This window comes from Rhodococcus sp. IEGM 1381, assembly GCF_030056795.1.
Classification (GTDB): Bacteria; Actinomycetota; Actinomycetes; order Mycobacteriales; family Mycobacteriaceae; genus Rhodococcoides.
Map to the genome: position 1 here is coordinate 1 of NZ_JASHKQ010000041.1, position 245 is coordinate 245.

Annotated in this window: 1 pseudogene; it reads right to left on the minus strand. The window is 66.1% G+C overall.

Features of this window, described 5'->3' with window-relative positions:
• Nucleotides 1-245: pseudogene (locus QM797_RS26185) on the minus strand (HNH endonuclease signature motif containing protein); the annotation flags it as partial.

Below are 245 nucleotides of genomic sequence, written 5' to 3' on the forward strand. Positions count from 1 at the left end.
GGCGTCGGCGATGTCGGGGAAGTTCTTCAGTCCGCGCCCGAGGGCGACGATCTTGTTCGCTGTGCTGGGGCTGAGCAGGGTGGTGGAGGTGAGCCAGCCGGCGGGGCCGGGGAAGCCGAGTTTCTCGCGTGAGACGCGGGTGTCGATTTCGGCGACGAGGGCGATACGCCGGGCTTCGAGCAGTTGGATCTGGTGGGAGACATCAGCAGCGTCGGCGAGGAGTTCTGTCTCGCTCAGTTGCCAGA